This window comes from Acetomicrobium sp. S15 = DSM 107314, from assembly GCF_016125955.1.
Lineage (GTDB): Bacteria > Synergistota > Synergistia > Synergistales > Thermosynergistaceae > Thermosynergistes > Thermosynergistes pyruvativorans.
The window spans coordinates 1-317 of sequence record NZ_JADEVE010000126.1 but is presented as its reverse complement, the minus strand read 5'-3'; the positions used below and the strand labels follow the sequence as shown (position 1 = coordinate 317).

At 53.9% G+C, this 317-nt stretch carries 1 pseudogene; it reads right to left on the bottom strand.

Annotated elements, in window-relative coordinates:
* Positions 1–293 (bottom strand): annotated as a pseudogene (locus EZM41_RS03100) (hypothetical protein); the annotation flags it as partial.
* Between the last annotated feature and the right edge of the window lie 24 nt (positions 294–317).

The following is a 317-nucleotide window of genomic DNA, read 5'->3' as shown; positions in this document are numbered from 1 at the left end:
ACGGTCTCGACGACGAGGTGATCGAAGAGATAGCGGGGTTGGTTAAGGCACGGGGCACGGAAAAAAGAGGGCTTCTCACCGCTGAAGAATTCACGGAGTTCCTGTTTCAGGGCGCGCACTGTGCCGCAGAAACGCACATCGCTTGAGATTATGTTATAGGCCGTTCCACCCTCGATTTTGACTATGGTGACAACCGCAGGTTCTACAGGGCTTAACTCACGACTGATGATAGACTGAAGCGTAGAGATCGCACAAGAGGCAATGACAATGGCGTCGACAGCCTGATGAGGCATGGCGCCATGTCCCCCCTTGCCTTT